11 protein-coding genes are annotated in these 15,864 nt (G+C 73.7%); 2 read left to right on the forward strand and 9 right to left on the reverse strand.

Annotation, left to right across the window (positions count from 1 at the left end; translation table 11 throughout):
- Positions 1-37: 37 nt before the first annotated feature.
- Both ACGFWI_RS16100 and ACGFWI_RS16105 read left to right on the forward strand, forming a co-directional pair.
- Positions 38-919, forward strand: coding sequence for a hypothetical protein (locus ACGFWI_RS16100; protein WP_393906564.1), 882 nt, complete (start codon positions 38-40; stop codon positions 917-919).
- 91 nt (positions 920-1,010) lie between these two features.
- Positions 1,011-2,423, forward strand: a complete 1,413-nt coding sequence (locus ACGFWI_RS16105) for a hypothetical protein (RefSeq protein WP_393906565.1) — start codon at positions 1,011-1,013, stop codon at positions 2,421-2,423.
- Between the two features lie 242 nt (positions 2,424-2,665).
- Here ACGFWI_RS16105 and ACGFWI_RS16110 read toward each other — a convergent pair whose 3' ends face one another.
- The 9 genes from ACGFWI_RS16110 to ACGFWI_RS16150 form a co-directional block, all read right to left on the reverse strand.
- A complete protein-coding gene (locus ACGFWI_RS16110; RefSeq protein ID WP_393906566.1) occupies positions 2,666-3,643 on the reverse strand; it encodes a peptidoglycan-binding protein in 978 nt (325 codons plus the stop codon).
- A complete protein-coding gene (locus tag ACGFWI_RS16115; RefSeq protein WP_393906567.1) occupies positions 3,643-5,274 on the reverse strand; it encodes a DUF6519 domain-containing protein in 1,632 nt (543 codons plus the stop codon). The genes ACGFWI_RS16110 and ACGFWI_RS16115 overlap by 1 nt, the downstream gene beginning before the upstream one ends.
- A gap of 102 nt (positions 5,275-5,376) precedes the next feature.
- A complete protein-coding gene (locus ACGFWI_RS16120) occupies positions 5,377-7,551 on the reverse strand; it encodes a hypothetical protein (protein ID WP_393906568.1) in 2,175 nt (724 codons plus the stop codon).
- Positions 7,548-10,010: a putative baseplate assembly protein gene (locus ACGFWI_RS16125; protein WP_393906569.1), complete on the reverse strand. Its 2,463-nt coding sequence runs from the start codon at positions 10,008-10,010 to the stop codon at positions 7,548-7,550. Before ACGFWI_RS16125 ends, ACGFWI_RS16120 begins: the two co-directional genes overlap by 4 nt.
- A 77-nt stretch (positions 10,011-10,087) precedes the next feature.
- Entirely contained in the window at positions 10,088-11,392 is a 1,305-nt protein-coding gene (locus tag ACGFWI_RS16130) for a hypothetical protein (protein WP_393906570.1), read from the reverse strand.
- On the reverse strand, positions 11,389-14,586 hold the full coding sequence (locus ACGFWI_RS16135) for a putative baseplate assembly protein (RefSeq protein WP_393906571.1): 3,198 nt from the start codon (positions 14,584-14,586) through the stop codon (positions 11,389-11,391). The genes ACGFWI_RS16130 and ACGFWI_RS16135 overlap by 4 nt, the downstream gene beginning before the upstream one ends.
- Positions 14,583-14,969 carry a GPW/gp25 family protein gene (locus ACGFWI_RS16140; protein ID WP_393906572.1) on the reverse strand — a complete coding sequence of 129 codons (387 nt, stop codon included), beginning with the start codon at positions 14,967-14,969 and terminating at the stop codon, positions 14,583-14,585. The genes ACGFWI_RS16135 and ACGFWI_RS16140 overlap by 4 nt, the downstream gene beginning before the upstream one ends.
- Positions 14,966-15,283: a hypothetical protein gene (locus tag ACGFWI_RS16145; protein WP_393906573.1), complete on the reverse strand. Its 318-nt coding sequence runs from the start codon at positions 15,281-15,283 to the stop codon at positions 14,966-14,968. Before ACGFWI_RS16145 ends, ACGFWI_RS16140 begins: the two co-directional genes overlap by 4 nt.
- Before the next feature lie 56 nt (positions 15,284-15,339).
- A complete protein-coding gene (locus ACGFWI_RS16150) occupies positions 15,340-15,864 on the reverse strand; it encodes a phage baseplate assembly protein V (RefSeq protein ID WP_393906574.1) in 525 nt (174 codons plus the stop codon).

Consider the following 15,864-nt stretch of genomic DNA (forward strand, 5'->3'; position numbering starts at 1 on the left):
TGCCTTGGGCGTCCCCGTCCGTAGGGGAAGGTCCTCCTTGTCTGCTGTGTTCGCCCTGCCTGCCGCCGTGCGCCTGCCGCGCACGGTGGCCGTGCGGCGTGCGCTGCTGGCCGGGCTCTTCCTGGTGGGCTTCGTCGCCCTCGGCTTCGCCTTCGGTCCCGGCGCCCATGCCGACGACCGCACGCGGACAGCGGACCTGCCCGGGGTGGCGACCCCGGCCAAGGCCCCGGCCGAGGCGTCCACCCCGGACCGGGCCGCCACCCGGGACCGGGCGACGGACCGGGCGCACCAGCTGTCCGGCTCCGGCACCAGGCTCCAGCGGCAGGGCAAGGCGTCCGGCGCAAAGCTCGCCGAGCGCACCCCCACCGACTCCGACGCGGTGGCCAAGGCCGTACGGCCCGCCGCCGAGCAGGCCGCGCCGGTCACCGGCCGGATCACCGAGCCGGTGAGCCGGGTCGTACGGGAAGCCGGGGACTCGGCCGGCGCCGCACTGCCCGTACACCTCCCGTCCGGTGAACAGACGGGACCCGGAGACGGCGCGAGCAACCAGCACGGCCGTACGCCGGGCGACGCACAGCCGGCCGGTCCGCGGACCGCTGCCCAGGCTGCCGCCGCTCGTGCCGCCCAGTCGTCGCACCTCGTCGGTGACCTGCACCGTTCGGCCGCCGAGCACCGTTCGGCCGCCGTCCACGAGCAGCCCGCCCCGGGCCACAACGGCCTTCCGGGACAGTGCCCGCAGGCCCCGGTGGCGCCCACCTCGCACTCCGCCGGTGACGGCCATGGCCCCCGTGGCGGGGACCAGCACGCCGCCGCCCCGGCGGATCCCACGCGCTTCCGGCTGCTGCCGGGTGGCGTCCGCACGGCCGATGGCGCTCCGACGCGTCGGCGTGCCGAAGAAATCCTCGAATTCCCGGGCTAGGGCAGACCGCTCCGCGTCTGTAACTGGACCTGCCGCGCGGGGGCGGGACAGGTCTGCCCTTACACCCCTGAATTCGAAGGACATCACCTCCATGCGCTCGAACATCCGCCGTTCCATCGTCGTTGCCGCCGCCGCCACCGGTCTGTGGGCCCTGGGCTCCGTCGCCGCCAACGCCGCCGAGCTGCCCGTCGGCTCGGACCTGCCGGCCGCCGGCACGGTGACCGACACCGCCAAGCAGCTGCCCACCGGTGACGTGGCCGGCACCGCGACGAAGACGGCCAAGACCGTCACCACGACCGCCCAGGAGACGGCGGCCAAGGCCACCGGCGCCCTCGGCGGCGTGTCCACCCAGAACCTGCCCACCGGCAAGCTGCCGCAGGTCGGTGACGTGACCGGTGCGGTGGACGGCGTGCAGAAGCAGGCCCACGGCGTCGGCCTGCCGAAGACCGGTGAGGTGCAGAAGGCCGCCGACCTGAAGAAGGCCAAGAAGGCCAAGAAGGCCGTCAAGAAGGCCGGCAAGGCCGCCGACCTGGGCAAGGCCGGGCGCCTCACGAACGGCACGCTGCCCTCCGTTCCGTCGCTGCCCGCCACCCCGGGCGTCCCGTCCGCCCACCTCCCCGGCGGCCTGCCCCAGGGCCTGCCCGGCACCCCGGCGCTGCCGAAGGTCCCCGCGCTGCCCAAGGCTCCGGGCTCGGTCGACAACCTGCTCGCCGGTCTCGCCGGTGCGGGCATCCGCCCCGAGCAGCTGACGAAGCAGGCCCAGGGCGGCCTGGCCACCGCCCGCCCGGTCGTCGACAAGGCGGCCTCCGACGTGCTGCCGCCCGTCGCCCGCCGGGTCGTCGTCAAGGTCGTGCCGGTCGCGCAGGGTGCGGTCGGCGGTGCCGGTCACCTCGCCGGTGACGCGGCCGGCCAGGCGACCCCGTTCGTGATCACGGTCGGCGGCCAGGCGCAGCTGTTCGTGCAGGGTGCCGCGGCCGACGCGGTGCCGTTCGCCCAGGGTGTGGCCGGCGACGCGGCGCCGTTCGCCCAGGGCAAGGCGACCGACACCGTGGGGTTCGCCCAGGGTGCGGCCGCTGACGCCACCCCGTTCGCGCAGGGCCTGACCGCCGTCGTCGTGGCCGACGCGCAGGGCACCGCCGGCAAGGCCGTCGCCGGTGTGCAGGGCCTGGCCCCGGTGAAGTCCGTGCCGGCCGTGCCTGCCGTGCCCTCCGTCCCTGCCGTGCCCTCCGTCCCGGCCGTGCCGGCCAACGTGACCGACGCCGTTCCGGCCGTTCCCTCGGTCCCCGCCGTTCCGGCCAACGTGACCGACGCCCTTCCGGCCGTCCCCGCCGTCCCGGCCAACCTGACCGACGCGGTTGCCGTCCCGGCCGTCCCGTCGGTGCCTGCCGTCCCGGCCAACCTGACCGACGCCGTTGCCGTTCCGGCCGTGCCCGCCAACCTGGCCGACCTGACCAACGCCGCCAACATCCCGGCGCTGCCGGCCCTCCCGGTCCAGGCGGTCTGAGGCCTCAGGCCGACACCACCGGCTGATCGGCCGCGGCGGCGGCCGACGCCGGAACACCCATGAACAGCCGGGCGGACCTCTGTGGGGGAGGGCCGCCCGGCCTTGGCGTATCCACCGCGCCGCGCCGCACCACTTCGCGCCGCACCCCTCCCCCGCAGCACCCCTCCCCCGCACCACTTCGCGCCGCAGCACTTCGCGCCGCACCGCATCCCTGATGCGCTGCGCCAACGAGCCTCCCGCGCCTAAGACTTGGGTACGTGCAGCCGCTCCCAGCTGACCTGCCCGGGTGCCCCGTCCGCGTCCTTGCCGCGGAAGCCGTTCTTGCGCTGCCAGGCCGCGTACGACTTGCGGTCCGCCTCGGTCCACTCCGGACCGGGGCCGTCTTTGTAGTGGCCACAGCCCTCCGCCACCAGCCGCGCACCCATCGCCGTGATCACCGGGCTGCGGGCCCCCGCCCGGAAGAAGTCGCGGCCGGGAAACGACTCGTACGGCGGATGCTGTGGCTTCGGCGGCACCGGCCGCGTCGAACCGTCACCGGAACCGCCGCCCGAGCCACCCGGCCCCGAGCCGCCGGCATCCGTACCGCCCGCATCCGTACCGTCGGCATCCGGCGGGCCCTCCGCCGCCTTCGCCAGCCGCTTCTTGATCCGGCCGCGCAGGTCGTCCATCACGATGCCGCGCGGATCGACCTTCCCCGGCTGCCACTCCTTGTGCCCGATCACCGAGCGCTCGCTCCAGCCGTGCGCCCGGCAGATCGCCGCCGCGGCCTTCTCGATGGCGAGCTTCTGCTCCTCGGGCCAAGGGTCCTTGCCGTCCCCGAGGTTGATGCATTCGAAGCCGTAGAAGTGACGGTTGCCGTCGGTGTCCGCGGCGTTGTCCTTCGGCAGCTCCGCGTCCTCGTTGACCACCGCACGCAGGACGTCGCGGTCGCCGAGTCCGGCGTGGTTGGCGCGGCCGTTGCCGACGAGATGGACCTCGCCCTGCTTGTCGATCACGCCATGGCACAGCGGCCCCGGCAGATCGGAGCGCCCGTCGTAACACAGGTCCACCGAGCTGTCGGTGCCCTTCGTGGCGGTGTGATGGATCATCACGCCGTTCAACGGGCCCCAGCGGCCCTTGGTGTTCCGGTTGTGCTGACGCCAGTTGCGGACCTCGTGGACCACCAGGCCCTCGTCGCGCAGCGCCGCGATCAGCTTGCTCGCGGTCAGGGCGGTGGCCATCAGCCCGCACCTCCTTCGTCGGCCGCGGCTTCGGCCGCCGCGGTGGTCTGTGACCTGCTCGGCGCCGGATCCGCCGCGTCGTACGCCGCGCCGTCCGCCTCCTCCGCCCGTGCCTCCTCCTCGGCGGCCAGCGCCGCCTCGTCCGCCGCCGGAATGCCCGCCGACAGCGGGGCGAACGCCAGCCGCAGATCGGTCTCGCCCTGCTCGCCCGCGACCCACGCCAGCGGCGCGAAGTGCACCGCGATACCGGACGGGTACTCCAGCAGGGGGCGGCGCGCCGCATCCGTCGGCCACTCCACCGAGCCGGTGGCCGTACGGGCCGGGATCAGCCAGAAGTCGCCGGTGCGGTAGCTGCCGCCGGACGCGAAGCAGACCTCGACGCCGTCCTCCAGCGGCAGCCAGCCGCCCTCCTCGACCGGCAGTGCTCCGTGCTTGAGCCGGCCGCCCCGCTCAGCGCGCCCGGTGGTCCGCCGGCCGCCTTCCTGGTGGTCCCAGCGGCGCAGGAACGGGTGCAGTTCGGGCCGCCGGCCGACGCCCGGCGCCGGCTCGTCCGAGAGCCGTACCCGGCGGCCCGGCAGATCGAGCTCCTCCACCCGCAGCAGCGGCTCGGCCTCGCCCCGGCTCGTATACGCGGTGTCCACGAACTCGACCCGGTCGCCCACGTCCAGGTCCAGCTTGTCGTCGCTGCCCAGGGTCGCCAGCTCCACCCAGGTGCCGTCGAGTCCGTCGACCGGGAAGGTGACGGAGCCGTTCTCCCTGGACCATTTGAAGGTGGCGTCCTTGGCGCTGCCCCCGTCGTGCACCTCGACCCGGTAGAGCTGGTTCTCCGGCCCCCGGTAGCGGGCGTCAGGGACGACCAGGCAGGGCTCGTCGTCCGCGTGGTCCGGGCGTGCGCTGCGGGCCGCGAGACGGGAGCCGGGGGCTCCCGCCTTCTGCGCCCAGCGGGTGAAGGCCGTACGGATGTCGTCGACCGACGGGCTGTCGTCGTCCAGCCCCAGTGCGGAGGCGGGCAGGGGCAGCACCTGCCACACCACCTTTGTGCGGGCCGCGGTGTCCGGCATCGCCGCGCCCAGGGCGACCTCGCGCAGCGCCGGGTCCTCGGCCGCGGTGACGAGCCGCTCCCACACCTTCAGACAGGCCAGATACGGGAAGGCGGTGGGCAGCCGGTCGCCGGGCCGTTCCGGGTCCCGGAAGCCGTCGGGCTGGTCCCAGTACGTCCAGGTGGTGGGCGGTGCGGCCGGTTCGTCCGCGCCCTCGCCGCCGTCCTGGCCGTCCTTGGCCGCGGCGCCGTCCTTGCCGCCGGCGCCGTCCGCGCCGGCCGCGGGCACCGGCACCCCGGGCTGCGGGCGGGTCGCGTCACACAGGATGCCGTCCACGTAGTAGCGGCCGGGGCCGATGATCAGGTCGTCCAGCTCGCGGCTGCCGCCCCGCAGTTGGATCCTGAAGCCGGTGGCGCCGCGCGGCCCGCCGTGCTGACCGATCAGATCGGCGGCGAGCGTACGGGCCTGGAACAGCTGGATCGCCGTCTGCTCATTGGCGTCCGCGTCCAGCTGGACGCGGCCCTGCTGGGCGACGACCGCGGAGTAGTGACGCGCCGGCCGGTGGGTGAGGCGCGAGAGATCAGCGTGCATGGAAAGGGTCCCCCTCGTACGGGATGCTCGGAAGGTCGGCGGTCGGGGCACAGCAAGGGCGCGCAGTGCGCGGGCAGTTCACGTCACGAACAGGCCGGTGGTTCACGTCACGAACACCACCCCCGCATCGCTCCCCGCCGGCGTGTACTCCGCCAGCCGGGCCCGCAGGCTGTCCTCGCGCTGCGGTTGGTAGAGGTCGTGGTACGCGCCCATCTCGGCGCCGTCCTCCGCGCCGCGCCTGATCTCTTCCGCGCAGCCCGCCGCCAACTGCCCGTACCACGGCGTCCCGTAGCGCTCACCGCGCAGCAGCGGCCGTACCCGCGCGGCGTCCTCGGCTCCCGCCAGGTCCGGCCGGCAGCGGTAGCGGCGCGGGGTGCGCGACCCCGGCGGGACATAGCTGAACCGCAGACAGCCGATGCCGCGCCGGGCGACGTGCAGCCGCCCGGTGAAGATGCTGTTCTCGGCGATCTGTACGGCGTGCGTGTGCACCTCGCCGATGACCGTGGCGCGGTGTGCGTGGAGCACCGCATGCGCATGCCGGCAGTCCGGCGCTGAAAGGGCCTCGCGGTCGGACCCGGTGGCGTCCAGGATGCTGTCGCGCAGATGGATCGGCAGCGGATCGGTGCTCACCTCGTCACCGATCACCTCGATGGTGCCCAGGATGCTGCGGTCGATCTCCACACACGCCGTCGTACGGTCCAGGACCAGGCTCGGCTCCTCCGGGGAGTGCGGATCGCACTCAGGCTCCAGTGACCAGCCCGGTACCAGCGTGCAGTGCCGCAGCACCAGTGCCCCCATCGGCCCGCTGACATTCAGCCCGCGGCCGGTGACCAGCAGCCCGTCCAGCACCATCCGCGGCCGGTCGCCGGGCGCGCAATCCGCCTCGCTCGCCCGGATGTTGAGCGCATCGGGCCGGTTGCTGTACCAGTCGAGCAGCCGGATGACGGGCCGGGTGCCCTCGGCGGCGCGCAGCTCCAGCCGGTCGCCGGGTTCCAGGTCGAAGTCCAGCTGCTCCTGGTAGGCGCCGCTGTGGGTGATCTCGATGACCCCGTCGGGGCCGCAGCGCCCGGCCCGCCGGTCGTGCTGCCACGCCCCGTACGCATCCATGATCCGCCGGAAGTCCTGGCGCGGCCCGACCCGGTAGACGGCGGCGTCCGCAGGGGTGTCCCGCTCCCGCTCGTACTCCCCGCCACCCAGCTCGTCGCCGAACCCGTAGTGGTAGTCCACCCAGACGCCCTGCCGCGGCGCCGAGCGCGCGCCGAACGCCATCCGTCCCAGCTCCGGATCGACGGCGATCTGCCCGCGCTTGGGCCGGTAGCGCCAGTCGCTCAGATCCGCGACGACGATGTCGGCCGGCGGCACCGGAGTGTCGTGCCCGTCCCGCCGGATGACGAAGCTCTTGCCCGGCCCGTAGTAGTCGGCGAGCCGTTCGTGCAGCTGCCGGCGGCGGATCGCGGCCGGCACATTGTCGAGGGTGGCGATGTGGCTCGCGGACGGCTCCGGCTCCGGGCGGGTCACCAGCGCCGTGTCGTTGCCCAGGATCGAGAAGGTGTAGAGGTTACGGGCCCGGTCGATGCAGTACGCGGGCGCCCGGGTCACCGACTGAGGCTTCAGCCGCCAGACGAACAGCCCGACCCCGGCCGGGGTGTAACCGCCTTGCGTTCGGGGCGAGTTGACCCGTCTGACATCCACCGAGCGGGCCACCGTCCCGAACGGCCCGCCGGCCAGGTCCAGTGCCGCACCGTCCCGGACGTCCACCAGCCGCCCGCGCCCGCGCCGCCGCTCGTCGGCGGCCTCGGTGCCCGACCCGTACAGCTTCACCGGCTGCTGGTGCGCGACCAGCCGGGAGAACTCCACCGCCCGCGCCGGCCAGCCCGCCACCGACTCCGACAGTTCCTCCAGCAGCGCCAGAGTGCCCTTGCGCCGCCGGTTGCCGACCGTCGCCGCCACATCGCGGCGCGGCGCGAGCGCCTCGGCCAGCCGCCGCCGCGAGGAGTCCGGCAGCCCGCCGTCCCGCAGCCCGGTCGCCAGCACCCGCTCGTACCCGGGCAGCGGACGGTAGCCCACCAGATCGCCGAGGTAGGGCAGCACCCACTCGGCGGCGCTCTCCACGAACCAGTCGTCGTACTGCTGGGCGACCCCGTCGCGCACCCGGTCCACCTGCTCGGCGATCACGGCCAGCAGGGCGCGCAGGGGCTCCCCGTTCTCCGCGTCGCGCAGCCGGTGCCACTGCGGAAGCAGCTCCGCGAGCCCGTCCGGCTCCCTGGACGTCGTCATCGGGTCACCTCCGTGAGGATCAGTGTGTCCGCGACCTGCGGTGAGAACAGCGCCAGCTGGGCCGGGCGGATGCCGCGGAAGACGGCGACCGCACGGCCCTTGGCCAGCGGTCGGGTGTCGGTGATGTCCGGGTTCAGCCGCAGCAGCTCGGCCAGCGAGATGCCGTACTGTCCGGCGACCGCGCTCAGCGTCTCGCCGCCGTCCGCCGTCACCTCATGGATCCGCTCGTCGTACGTGGCCAGGCGGGCCGGTACCGAAGCATTCGGCGGGCCGGTCAACTGATCGCCCAGTCCGGCGAGTTCGGCGGGAGTGGCGGACGCCGGCACACCGGTGAACGCGTCCACATCCAGATAGTCGACACCCGGCACGGCCTGTGCAGCGGCCAGCACCTCCGACAACTGCGCCGCCTGTCCCAGCTCCCGCCCGTCGTAGCCGAGCCGGGCCAGCAGCGCCCGCCGCACCCGCGGCTCGACCAGCGGCCACGTGTGGTCCGCCGCCACCTTCAGCTGCGCCACGAGCAGCAGCAGCACCCGCTCCCGCACGTCCACCCGGACCGGCAGCCGGGCGTCGCCGTACTCCGCGAGCGAGGACCGCAGCGCCCGCAGCACCTCCGCGTCCGGCGCGATCGGGGTGTCGTCCACCCCCGCCACCGTCACATGCAGCACCTTCCGCCGCCCGTCGAACAGTTCGCGGGCCGCGGCCCGGCCGATGCCGGCCCGGGAGCGGGCGAAGTCCTCGTAGTCCGCGAGCGAGACCAGCCGGTCGAGCGCGGAGACCGCCAGCGGCACGGTGCGCCGGGTCAGCCCCGGCCCGTCGGCGTCCGCACCGCCGCTCGCCGGCTGCGGATTGGTGACGCCGGTGACGCCGAGCGGCCGGGTGACCGCCTGGGTGATCCGGTTCGCCGCGACATTCGCCGCCCGCCCGGTGCCGAAGCGGTAGCGGGCCCGTACGTTGTCGTGCCCGCTCGGCAGCCGGGCGCCGTGCACCCCGTCGCCGAACGTCACCGTCGTACGGCCGGCTCCACCCCCGGCTCGGCTCGACGGGGCGGTGCCCCCGTCCGCCGTCCCCGTCACATAGACCCGCTCCCGCGGGCCGCGCCCGGCCAGACTGTCCACCGCATGCCACAGCAGACCGTCGACCCGCACCTCCAACTGCGGGACGGCGCCGAGCGCATTGTCGTCCGGCAGCCAGGTCAGCGGCGACTGCCAGAGCGCGAACGTCTGATTCCCGCGTGCGGCATCTCCGCTGCCGATCGGCTCGTCGCGGCTCTCACCATGCGTGGCGGGGACGACATTGCCTTGAACGCGGACGGTGTCCCGCCGGTACCAGTAGGCGAGATCCGCGGTGAGCGTGAGCACCGTGTGCACCTGATCGCCCGGCAGCCCGGGGTCCAGGCGCTGGTCGACCGAGGCGATCACGGCCGGCTCGGTGGCGCGCAGCCCCGCCGACCCCGGGACGTCGGTGCGCTCGCCGGAGACGATGAGGCGCCGGCCGGGCAGCAACCCGTCGTACAGGGCGGCCAGTTCCAGCTCGTTGCCGTGCACGTCCTCGCCCAGCGGCTCGTCCGCCATCCGCAGCGGCGCGCCGCCCGCGTGCACGGTCGTGTCCCGGATCGCGGAGAGCACCACATCGTGCTCGTCCAGCCAGGGGTCGGCCAGGGTCAGTTCGGTGCCGCGTCCGGTGATGCCGAAATCGGTGTACGCGGCGGTACGCACCGCCGTCACCCGGGTGGTGACGAACGCCAGCTTCCTGTCCCCCGGGATGCCGTCGGGCCCGTCCGCGCCCTTACGGGGCCGCTGGACGGCCACCCAGCTGCCGACCGTGATGCCGTCCTGCACCGAGTCCAACGGCAGCACCGAACGGTTGGCGGCCTCCGGGACCGTCGCGATGCCGATCTCCACGGCGGGCGGTTCGCTGCCCGGCGTGCGGCGCACCGTCACCTCGTACGCGCCGTGCCGGATCTGATCCTGGTCGCCCGGCTTGAGACGCCAGGTCTTGGTCTCGCCGTTGTGCACCGCGATCTCGATCCGGTCCTCGTCGTCCGGACGGGCCACGAACAGGGTGCGCTCCGGCAGGCCGGCCAGCAGCCGGGCCGTGATCCCGGCATCCTGCGAGTCCGTCGGACGACGGCCCAGCCAGCTCAGATCGTGGTCCGGGCCGGTACGCGTGGACAGCTCGATGCGTCCGGGACCGAAGTCGAAGGCCCCGTCGGACGGCAGGTTCTCGGTGCGCTGCACCGAACTGCCGGTCTCGATGTGCTGGAACTCGGCCTTCACCGGCACCTTGCCGGCCGTGTCGAACACGACCCGCATGCTGGTCAGTACCCCGCCGGTGAGCGGCCAGTCGGCCTGCCGGATGACCCGGCCCTTGTCGTCCTGCACGGGCTTGAGCGGCGCGGTCGCCCCGAAGGGCGCGGCGGTCACCCGCATCGCCAGCAGCTCGCGCAGTGCGGACGGCACGGCGGGCGCCGCCTGCCGCCACGCCGCGTACATCCCGTCCGCCAGCCGCGGGTCCAGCGCGGACAGCAGCCGCGCGGTCAGGTCCGAACCCGGAGCGAAGAGCCGGCCGGGTTCGCGCGAGGCGCCCCGCGCGCCGGACGGCGGGCGGACGACCGGGTACGGAGGGCGGGGAGGACGGAACCCAGCGCCGCCAGTGCCGGAGCGCCCTGCCCCGCGGCGGACTTCGGCGTGCCGGGCACCGTGCGTGCGGGCGCCAGCTGCCCCGCGCGCTCCCGCAGTTCGCCGACCACCGCCGCCAGCCGCTCGAACCAGGCCGCGACCGCCTCGTACGGCGCGGCCAGCACCTGTGCCTCGGCCAGCCGCTCATGCGGCCCGGCGAGCCGCTCGGCCAAGGCCGCCGGCGTCCGGCCGGCGTCCCCGTCCAGATCCCTGCGCAGCGGCGCCAGCACCTGGATGTCGAAGGTCTCGATCAGCTTGCTGACGGGCCGCGGGTTCGGGACCTGCGGCCCGGGGTCCGGCGGATAGTCCGGGTCGTCCGGGTCGACGCCGGTCTCCGGCTCGGTGATCCACTGCCGCAGCTCGTCCACCAGCTCCTTGAGGGTGGCCGGCGCGGACCGCGGCAGCCCGATCGCGGTGAGGTCCTCGTCCCGGTCGATGCGTACCTTCGCGACCGGCAGCAGCAACTGCCTGTCGCCGAAGTCGAAGAGCAGCTGGTCACCGGTCTGGAGGGAGGTCGAGGTGCCCGATACGTACAGCTCCGACCGCTGGGCCAGATCCTCGGCGACCAGCAGCGCCGGACGCCGCCTGCGCACCGTCAGCTCGTTCCACGCCCATCGCGCGGTCAGGTCCTCGTCGGTCTCGAAGGTCTGCGACTCCTCCACGTCGGCGGCCGGCACGCTGTGGCTGCGCGCGCCCCGCGGAATGACCACCGGCAGGTCCTCGGCGCGCGGATCCTTGTCGAGGGTGTACGCGAGGTGGGTGTCGGCCGCGACACCGGGCCGCGGTCGATGCCCCACCAGCCGCCCCAGCAGGGCCAGCGACCGGTGCTCGTTGGCGGTCCGCAGATAGCCCTCCTCGGCGATCCGCTCGCTGTGGAAGGTCAGTACGTCACCGAGCACCGCCCAGGCGTCCAGCAGTCCGACCGCCGGGTCCTCCGGCGTACTCCCCCACGCTCGGCTCTGCTCGCGCGGGGGGACCCCCACGGTCAGGCCGCGCAGCGCCGGGTAGGCGGGCGAGGCGAGCCGGTCGAGCATCCCGGCCAGGAACGAGCCGTAGTCGCCGACGCGGTAGTCCAGGGCCGTGCGTCCCGGCGGGTTGTAGAGGGCGTCGGGGGCGCGGCGCTCGTCGCTGCCGCCCCCGCAGCCGCAACGGCAGCCGCTCATCGCACACCCCCGAGCTCGATGACCAGCGAGCCGTTCTCCGGCCGCTCCGGGTCGTTGTCGCACACGGCGATCTCCAGCGGGCCGAGCCGCAGCACACCGTCCTCCAGCGCTTTGTTGTCGATATGTCCCTGATGGAAAAGGCGTTGCAGCCGGGTCACCCGCACGCTCTGCACGCCGGGCACGGCCGCGGCCACCGCGACCAGCCGGCTCAGCCGGACCGGCTCCCCGAACGTCAGCGCGTCCGGGTGGAAGAAGCCGAGCCGGCCGCCGGACTGCCGCCCGCTGCCCAGCACCCGCGTCAACTCGGCCAGGATCTGCCCGTGTTGATGCCCCGGCGCGGCACACACCTCCAGCGCGATGTCCAACGGCACCGTCCGGGCCGGCCCCACGACCAGGTCGTGCCCGATCCGCCGGTAGCACTCCAGCGCATCCGCGACGGAATCCAGCAGCCGCGGGCCGGGCTCACCGGTCCCCGCCGCGTCGATCGCGACATGCGCCTCCTGGACGCTGCCGGTCCAGCGGATTTCGGCCGCCGCCCGCTGAACGCCGGGAAGCGCCGACGCCAGCTCCGCGTAGTCCGCGGCGGTCACGGCCCGCAGGCGGGTCCGCTTGAGGTCGAGCGGGGCGAGCTGCCGCACCTGTTCCAGGGGCTCCGGCTCGGTGCCGCCCGTCGCGGGCAGCGGGTTGCGGACCCCCGCCACCGGCATCGGGTCCCCGGCGTCGGAGGTCTGCGGATCCCGGCTCAGCACCAGGTGGTTGATCGCCTCGGCGCCGACATTGCCCGCCTTGCCGCCGCCCATCCGGTATTGCAGCGTGAGCCGGCTGCCGGGTGCGGGGCGGGCACCGTACCGCCCGTCGCCGAACCGCAGCGCGATCCGCCCGTCGTCCTCCAGCTCACCGACGACATGCCGCTCGCGGGGCCCGCTGCCGAGGAGATCGCGGCGGGGGCGCCACTCACCGTCGTCGTCCTGGATGCGCACGGCGGGGAGCGCGGCGCGCGGATCGGGCAGCAGGGTGGCGGCCGGACCGTGCAGCACCGGCTCGTCCGGATGCAGGCCCACCGCGTAGGCCGGACCCCAGCTCTGTGCGATCTCCCAGGCGATCCGCCCGTCCAGCACCGTGCCCGCACGGGCCCGCGCGGTCAGCACCTCCAGCCGGCGCAGCTTGGCGTCCAGCAGCCGGTCCGCACGGTGCAGCAGCTCACGCAGCGCCCGTACCGGGTGGCGGCGCAGCTCCAGCCGTTCGAGGATCTTCAGGCCGAACACCACGGCCAGCTCGGCGATCTCGTCCTCCGACAGCCCGTCGTGGTCCCGGGCGCTGCGCCACAGCTCCACCAGCCGCGCCCGCACCCGCTCCCGGATACCCGCCAGATGACCGGCCTGCCCCGCGGCCACCTGCGCGGCCTGCGGGAAGGGCACCGTCTGGGCGACGGGGGAGCGGTGCAGCAGCGGCCGGAAGCGCGGTCCGATGCCCGGATAGACCACCTGCGCCAGCAGCGTGCGCAGCGCCTCGGCCTGCGCATACGCGGTACCGGGGACGACGCGTTCCCGGCCCCGCCCGGCTCCGGCCGGCTCCAGGCCGAGCCCGGCCCGTACGGTCGCCTCCTCGCCGACGACGGTGAACAGCTCACGCATGTCGTCGGGGGAGAGCGCCCGGTGACCACCGGTCTTCTCCCGCAGGGCGTTGATGACCCGGGCCGGCGCATTTCCCCCGTCCTTGCGGTCGCCGCAGCCGAATGCGGGCGGATCGCAGGAGCCGAGGACGGCCGGGACGGGCGGGACGGTGACGGTCTCCTGCTCGGTCTCCGCTGCCGAGGCCCCGAAGGTCAGCGACCGCCCGTGATCGACGAGTACGACATTGCCGCGCGCCACGCTCACGTCCTCGACGGGCGCGCAGTCCGGGCCGCCCCGGGTGGACAGACACAGCGCAAAGGCCAGCGCGTCCTCCCGCGCCCAGGTGACCTCCAGCACCGGCTGGTTGTCGAGCCGGTCCACACCGGGGGTGACCGAGGTCAGCCGGACCGGCTGCCGGTGCGCCGGGTCCTGATCGCCGGGTGTGCCCGTGCGCGGCCCCTTGACCTCCTCGAACAGCAGCAGGTCACCGGGGGAGAGGCGGAGTGCACGGGAGGCGCACCCGTCGTCCGCCCACTCGTCCCGCAGCGTCGCGCTCGTCGCCCCCTTCGGCAGCGCAGGGACCTCCCCGCCCCAGGTCCACAGCCGGACGGCGTTGTGCTCCGCCCGCAGGGCCAGCGGCGCGTTGGCCACCGGCTCGAAGACCTCGACCGAACCGCGCTCGTCGAGCACCGCCAGATCCCGGTCGTCGATGACGCTGCCGATCTCGGGCCGGTCGCGCGGCCCGTACGTCCGGATGTCGACGGCGGCAAAGCGGAACTCGCCCGGCAGCAGCGTCAGTTCCCCGGTGGTCTCCAGGGACACGAACGCCCGCGCGCTGCACCCGTCGTGCATCAGATAGTCGATGAGCCGCACGTGCCGGCGCAGGGAGACCCGTCGCCGCGCCGTGTCGAGATACGCCTCCGTCGCCACCGCGTCCTGCTGATAACTGATCTGGTCCGCGGTGTACGCGAGCAGCTCGACCAGCGTCACCCCCAGATCCGCCGGATTGCGCTCGACCCAGTCGGGAGTGGTCAGCCGCAGCCGGTCCAGGACGAGTTGGCGCAGGCTGTCGTAGTCGCGGGCGGTGTAATCGATGACCGGCGCCGGCCGGAAGGTGTCCGGGCAGTCGTCTCCGGCGCTCTCCCCGGCGCAGTCGAAGGCGCTCGGGCAATCGGTCCGGAAGAAGAACTCGGCACGGAAATACCGCTGGTCGAAGCCCTCGTACGGCTCGGTGCCGGGCCGGCCGTACGGATCGGTGGCGACCAGCGACAGCCCGTACCGCGAGGTGTCACCGGTCCGGTCGAGGACGATATGCAGCCGGTCGTCGAGCTCGGGGTCCTCCTCCCGCTCGACGGAGACCTCCAGGGCTGCCGGCCCGGTGATCCGGCGCCCGCCGTCGATACGCACATTCTCCGGACACAGCCCGTGCGGCGCCTTACCGAGGAAGGTGACCGTCAGCGTCACCCCGTCATCGGCGACCTCCACCGCATCGATCCCGTTGAGCCGCGCCGCCCTGATACGCCCGCGCCGGCTGTCCGTACGGCACCTCAACTCGGCTGCCGCGCCGCGCTGTTCGCTCATGCCTCGCCCCGCCCCTCGAACACTTCGTCACGCCGGCTCGCGGTGGAGCGCACGACATAGCGCAGATACACCCGTACGACGTTCTCCTCGCTCACCACGTCCAGCGACTCGACCTCGATCAGGTCACCGAGCAGGCGCTGCAGCGAGGCCTGGACCGACAGCTCGACCGCCGACGCCAGCTCCGGGCTGTTAGGCGTGAACACGAGATCCAGCAGCCCGCACCCGAAGTCCGGCCGCATCACCCGCTCACCGGGGCTGGTGAACAACAGCTGCTCGATCAGGTCCCGTACGTGCGCGTCATGGCCGGCCTGCGCGGTCCGCCCCCGCCGGTCGATCCGGAACGGAAACGCGATCTCGGTACGCACTGGCCTTGTGGTCCTCATCGGCTGGAAACCCCCTGGTGGACGGACGCCACGACCGGGGGGCCCTGTGGCACCAGCCCGGCGTGGAAACACATGGCCGCCGTGGTGTCCAGCAGCACCGGTGCCCCGTCGACCAGTACGGCGTCATCGCCCGCGGCCGGGGTCCAGCGGATGCTGGTGCACGGCCGCGGACGGCCGGCGACGACATGTGTGCACCCGCTGACCGTGTAGAGGTCCGCTGCGGTGACCGCGGGCGCACCGTCGATCCGCACCTCCGCGCCACTGCCCGCGCCCGCCACGGACAGCGCGCGCCCTCCGTGCGGGCAGCTGATCACGGCCCCGCCATGGACAAGATTTCCGCTCGCCATTGTCTTCTGTCCCCCCGTTCCCTTCAGCGCTTCTTGGGCACGGTCAACCGGCCCTCATTGATGTCGACTTGATCCCCGACCAAGGAAATCGAAGCGCCGTGCCCGTTATTGATATGGACACCCGTCGCATCGATCTTCACGAATGCGCCACCCGGCGCTTCCAGCAGAATTCCGTTGGTGGGCACATCCGACATCACCAACTTGTGCTTCTTGGGCGTCTGAATCACCACGGGATGCGCGATCGCCGGATCGACCTGCGCGTCCTCCGGCAACTCGTCCCGTCGCCCGTACCAACAGCCGGTCCACACCGGGAAACTCGGATCCCCCTGCTCGAACTCGACCCACACACCGGCCCCGACGGACGGCACCACCACCTGTCCCGCCCGCTCTCCCGTGAACGGAAAGCAGGGCATCGCCCAGGTGGACACCTCATCGCCCAGCACGTCCGGCACCTGGACTCTGAGCCGTCCGATCCCCATCGGGTCGTCATTCGCCGCCACCCGGCCCCGGAACTTGCCGAGGAAGCGGTTGTTCGGTGCGCCGGCCAT

Source organism: Streptomyces sp. NPDC048434, from assembly GCF_043200375.1.
Lineage (GTDB): Bacteria > Actinomycetota > Actinomycetes > Streptomycetales > Streptomycetaceae > Streptomyces.

Coding starts and splice junctions, on each gene's coding strand:
- ACGFWI_RS16140 (WP_393906572.1), bottom strand. CDS start 14,969: ATGAGGACCACAAGGCCAGTGCGTACCGAGATCGCGTTTCCGTTCCGG.
- ACGFWI_RS16135 (WP_393906571.1), bottom strand. CDS start 14,586: ATGAGCGAACAGCGCGGCGCGGCAGCCGAGTTGAGGTGCCGTACGGAC.
- ACGFWI_RS16150 (WP_393906574.1), bottom strand. CDS start 15,864: ATGGCCGGCGCACCGAACAACCGCTTCCTCGGCAAGTTCCGGGGCCGG.
- ACGFWI_RS16130 (WP_393906570.1), bottom strand. CDS start 11,392: ATGAGCGGCTGCCGTTGCGGCTGCGGGGGCGGCAGCGACGAGCGCCGC.
- ACGFWI_RS16120 (WP_393906568.1), bottom strand. CDS start 7,551: ATGACGACGTCCAGGGAGCCGGACGGGCTCGCGGAGCTGCTTCCGCAG.
- ACGFWI_RS16115 (WP_393906567.1), bottom strand. CDS start 5,274: ATGCACGCTGATCTCTCGCGCCTCACCCACCGGCCGGCGCGTCACTAC.
- ACGFWI_RS16105 (WP_393906565.1), top strand. CDS start 1,011: ATGCGCTCGAACATCCGCCGTTCCATCGTCGTTGCCGCCGCCGCCACC.
- ACGFWI_RS16110 (WP_393906566.1), bottom strand. CDS start 3,643: ATGGCCACCGCCCTGACCGCGAGCAAGCTGATCGCGGCGCTGCGCGAC.